This window comes from Geobacter sp., from assembly GCF_027327745.1.
Classification (GTDB): domain Bacteria; phylum Desulfobacterota; class Desulfuromonadia; order Geobacterales; family Geobacteraceae; genus Geobacter.
Genome location: NZ_DAHVYG010000071.1, coordinates 1 through 4,252 on the forward strand (window position 1 = coordinate 1; position 4,252 = coordinate 4,252).

5 protein-coding genes and 1 pseudogene are annotated in these 4,252 nt (G+C 59.2%); all 6 read left to right on the plus strand.

Annotated elements, in window-relative coordinates; genetic code table 11:
- Positions 1-260: pseudogene (locus tag M6689_RS13285) on the plus strand (alpha/beta hydrolase); the annotation flags it as partial.
- 243 nt (positions 261-503) lie between these two features.
- Entirely contained in the window at positions 504-992 is a 489-nt protein-coding gene (gene tssB / locus M6689_RS13290) for a type VI secretion system contractile sheath small subunit (RefSeq protein ID WP_298272604.1), read from the plus strand.
- Between the two features lie 13 nt (positions 993-1,005).
- Entirely contained in the window at positions 1,006-2,490 is a 1,485-nt protein-coding gene (gene tssC, locus M6689_RS13295; RefSeq protein WP_298272607.1) for a type VI secretion system contractile sheath large subunit, read from the plus strand.
- A gap of 33 nt (positions 2,491-2,523) precedes the next feature.
- Entirely contained in the window at positions 2,524-2,862 is a 339-nt protein-coding gene (locus tag M6689_RS13300) for a septal ring lytic transglycosylase RlpA family protein (protein ID WP_298272610.1), read from the plus strand.
- On the plus strand, positions 2,862-3,338 hold the full coding sequence (locus M6689_RS13305; RefSeq protein WP_298272613.1) for a hypothetical protein: 477 nt from the start codon (positions 2,862-2,864) through the stop codon (positions 3,336-3,338). The genes M6689_RS13300 and M6689_RS13305 overlap by 1 nt, the downstream gene beginning before the upstream one ends.
- An 88-nt stretch (positions 3,339-3,426) precedes the next feature.
- On the plus strand, positions 3,427-3,912 hold the full coding sequence (locus M6689_RS13310; RefSeq protein ID WP_298272616.1) for an Hcp family type VI secretion system effector: 486 nt from the start codon (positions 3,427-3,429) through the stop codon (positions 3,910-3,912).
- Positions 3,913-4,252: the final 340 nt, after the last annotated feature.

Genomic DNA, 4,252 nt, shown 5'->3' on the forward strand with positions numbered 1-4,252 from the left:
TGGACAACTCGGAAGGGGCGGCGGAGGTGGTCACCCTGGAGCCCTTCGCCGGCACCGGCGACGGCACCGTCCCCGACTCGTCGGGCAAGGCCCTGAAGGTCCCCACCGCCCGGATCGGACGGGATTCGACCGCCGATTTCTTCTCCATCGACCATCAGGGGATCTACGGTACGAATACGGCGAGGGAGATCGTCTTCGCCGCCGTCTGGAACTTGGCGGTCAAGCGGATAGAACAGAAGGTGGGGGCGGCCGGTGCGTAACAACTGGTCGGCGGAGTTGGTGCGGCTGGCGAAGGGATGAATGACCAAGTCCCCCTTTGCGAAAGGGGGATTTAGGGGGATTTGGCTTTGACTGCCGCGGGGAAATCCCCCTGGCCCCCCTTTCTCAAAGGGGGGAAATTCTGGCGGAAGATCAGTACTCGATAAGCAGAATATATTCTTTGGGACACAAGGGATACACGCCACGGACGGCACCTCCCCAAAACACGCAAAAAGGAGAACGACATGTCGAAAGAAGCATCCGTAGCACCGAAGGAGCGGGTCAACATCGTATACCGTCCCGCCGACGGCGAGGGGAAGGAGGACGTGGAGCTCCCGCTGAAGATGCTCGTCATGGGAGACTTCACAGGCGCCCCCGACGAGCGCCCCGTGGAGAAGCGGGACCCGATCGCCGTCGACAAGGAGAACTTCAACGAGGTCATGAAGGCGCAGGGGATCTCACTCAACTTCGCGATTCCCAACCGGCTCAGCGGCAAGGAAGGGGATGAACTCCCGGTGAACCTCAAGCTGGAATCCCTAAAGGACTTCGGCCCCGAGGCGGTCGTCGAGCAGGTGCCCGAGATGAAGCGGCTCCTGGAGCTGCGCGAGGCGCTGCGGGCACTCAAGGGGCCGCTCTCCAACGTTCCCGACTTCCGCAGGAAGATCCAGGAACTGATCACCGACGACGTAGCGCGAGCGAAGCTTCTGGCCGAAATCGGCATCGAGGAAGGGTAAAGGAGGGAGAACCATGAGTGCAAACACGAACAGCGCGGCAGCCGCGCAAGAGCAAACGACGGGGGAAGTGTCGCTTCTGGAGGAGATCGTCCAGGCGACCCGTCTCCAGCCGGCCGACGAGGCCTACTCTATCACGAAAAAGGGGGTCGAGGCCCTCATCGCCCAGCTTCTGGAGCCGGGGAAGGAGACGGTGAAGGTCTCCAAGGGGGTCCTCGACGAGATGATCGCCGAGATCGACCGAAAGCTCTCCCTCCAGATGGACGAGATCCTCCATAACACCGAATTCCAGAAGCTCGAATCGTCCTGGCGCTCGCTCCACTTCCTGGTGGACCGGACCGACTTCCGGGAGAACAACCGGATCGAGATCCTGCACGCCACCAAGGAGGAGCTGCTTGACGACTTCGAGGACGCCCCCGAGGTGGCCAAGTCGGGCCTCTACAAGACCGTCTACTCGGCCGAGTACGGCCAGTTCGGCGGCAAACCCTTCGGCGCCATCATCGGCAACTACGAGTTCGGCCCCGGCCCCCAGGACATCAAGCTCCTCCATAACCTCGCCGCCGTGGCCGGCATGTCCCACGCCCCCTTCATCGCCGCCACCGCTCCCCAGTTCTTCGGGGTGGATGACTTCACGGCCCTGCCGAACCTCAAAGACATCAAGTCGATCCTGGAAGGCCCCCAGTACACCAAGTGGCAGTCATTTCGCGAGAGCGAAGACGCCCGCTACGTGGGCCTCGCCCTTCCCCGGTTCCTCCTGCGCCTCCCCTACGGCGAGGCGACCAGGCCGGTGAAGAGCTTCAACTACGAGGAGAACGTCTCCGACAGCCACGAGCGCTACTGCTGGGGCAACGCCGCCTTCGCCTTCGCCACGCGGCTGACCGACAGCTTCGCCAACTTCCGCTGGTGCGCCAACGTCATCGGTCCCCAGGGGGGCGGCGCGGTCCACGACCTGCCGCTCCACCAGTACGAGGCGATGGGGGCGATCCAGACCAAGATCCCGACCGAGGTGCTGGTGAGCGAACGGCGCGAGTTCGAGCTGGCCGAGGAGGGGTTCATCGCCCTCACGATGCGCAAGGGGAGCGACAACGCCGCCTTCTTCTCCGCCAACTCGGTCCAGAAGCCGAAGTTCTTCGGCAACTCCAAGGAGGGGAAGGAGGCCGAGCTCAACTACAAGCTGGGGCTCCAGCTCCCCTACATGTTCATCATCAGCCGCCTCGCCCACTACCTGAAAGTCATCCAGCGCGAGCACATCGGCACCTGGAAGGAGCGTGGTGACCTCGAAAACGAGCTCAACCTCTGGATCAGACAGTACGTCTCCGAGATGGACAACCCGATGCCCGGGGTGCGCAGCCGCCGGCCCCTGCGCCAGGCGGAGGTGACCGTGGACGAGGTGCCGGGCGAGCCGGGGTGGTACCGGGTGGGGCTGAAGGTGACCCCCCACTTCAAGTACATGGGAGCGTATTTTACGCTGTCGCTGGTGGGGAAGCTGGATAAAGAGTGAACAGCGACAACAAGCCACAGAGGAGACTGATCCATGGGAGGAACATTCAGAGGGTTTTGCACCTACTACAATCTCGTCGGAAGAAAAACGGCAAGCGGCGAAATGTTCAATCAGAACGGAATGAACGCTGCGATGACTGCGGAGAAAACACCATTGGGTGCAACGGTTAGAGTCAAATCCGAGACAAGTGGCAAAACGATCAGAGTGCGTGTCAATGATCGTGGACCATTTCAACGGGGAGCCGACAAGAAAGCGATCCGCCCTCTTCAGCCTGACAAGGAAATAGTGATTGACCTGACGCCTGCCGCCTTCAGGGAACCGACCGGAGGACTCGGCATGGGCAAGGTCTGGGTCACCGTGGAGGTCCCGTGATGAATCGTGCAGTATTGCGCATCATCCTAACCGTTTCGGTAGTTATTGGCCTCTCGATGGGGAGAGACGCTCTGGCTTCGGAACTGTACAAACTCTCTCTTGCTGGCATCAAACTCGAAAAAAATGAACGGATTGCCGGCATCGAAATCACTATCAGCGCGGGAAGAATCAAGTCGTTGCCATCTCTGCCCATGGGGTGGAACCTGGTCATAGATAATGATCCATCTTGGACGACCAGCATGCGCGGCAACGGCCTCGTCGGGGCCGCTTTCCTCGGTAGCAGCGATCAGGCCCTGCTCAAAAACCTGCTGACGATCGAGCGGCTCTCTGACGAGCTGATTGCCAGAGAAGTCCCTTTCGATGTCAAAGCAATAATTCATATCGTTAACATTGAAAGTGAACAAGAGCGAACCGTTTCGGTAGCTAAAGACAAGCTCGACTTACGGCAAATTCGCAAGAAGCGACACATGCCATAACATCTATCAAATCCAGAGTTTTCAGCGCCAATTTTCACCGCGGTCCATCTTGGGCCGCTAATTCCACACCACAAGGAGGTAGTAGACAATGGCAATGCCCGCACACCTCACCCTCACCGGTGAAAAACAGGGGAAGATCGACGGTTCCTGCGAACTGCAGGGGCGTGAGAACACGATCCTCGTTTACTCCATGAACCACGACATCACCATGCCGAAGGACCCCCACTCGGGGCTTCCCACCGGCAAGCGGGTCCACGGGCCGCTCTCGATCGTCAAGGAGTTCGACAAGAGCTCCCCGAAGATGTACCAAGCCCTCTGCACCGGCGAGCACCTGAAGGACGTCACCCTCAAGTTCTACCGCATCACCAAGCAGGGAACCGAAGAGCATTATTACACCATCAAGCTCGAAGACGCCATCGTGGTGAGCATCAAGCCGTACATGCCGATCACCCTTCTGGGCGAGAACGAGCCGTACCGCCACATGGAAGAGGTGGCCTTCACCTACCGCAAGATCAAGTGGACCTGGGAGCCGAACGGGATCGAGTCTGAGGATTCCTGGAGCGTGCCGAAGTAGGTTTTGTCTGATTGGTATGCCCTCCCCGGCGACGGGGAGGGCGCTGCACCTAGGCAATTGCGGAGAAGAAATTTGAATAGATACAACGCCTTAATCATTATCCTACTCCTCACATTGTTCAGCAGTACGGTTTTGGCAACTGAAGGCTACGAACTGCTCTTCAAAGGTACAAAGTCGAAGCTGTCCAAGCAGGAGAAACAAGGGAGCATTACCCCTCTTTGGCACTGTCTCGAAACTTTTTTGCGATATAGGCGTTCAACGCCACATCGAAGGTGCCGTTGTAGAGGGCGCAGCGCAATCTGAGCATGACATTGCCGTTTCCTTCCAGCCACCAGGCTCC

Coding starts and splice junctions, on each gene's coding strand:
- tssC (WP_298272607.1), top strand. CDS start 1,006: ATGAGTGCAAACACGAACAGCGCGGCAGCCGCGCAAGAGCAAACGACG.
- M6689_RS13300 (WP_298272610.1), top strand. CDS start 2,524: ATGGGAGGAACATTCAGAGGGTTTTGCACCTACTACAATCTCGTCGGA.
- M6689_RS13310 (WP_298272616.1), top strand. CDS start 3,427: ATGGCAATGCCCGCACACCTCACCCTCACCGGTGAAAAACAGGGGAAG.
- M6689_RS13305 (WP_298272613.1), top strand. CDS start 2,862: ATGAATCGTGCAGTATTGCGCATCATCCTAACCGTTTCGGTAGTTATT.
- tssB (WP_298272604.1), top strand. CDS start 504: ATGTCGAAAGAAGCATCCGTAGCACCGAAGGAGCGGGTCAACATCGTA.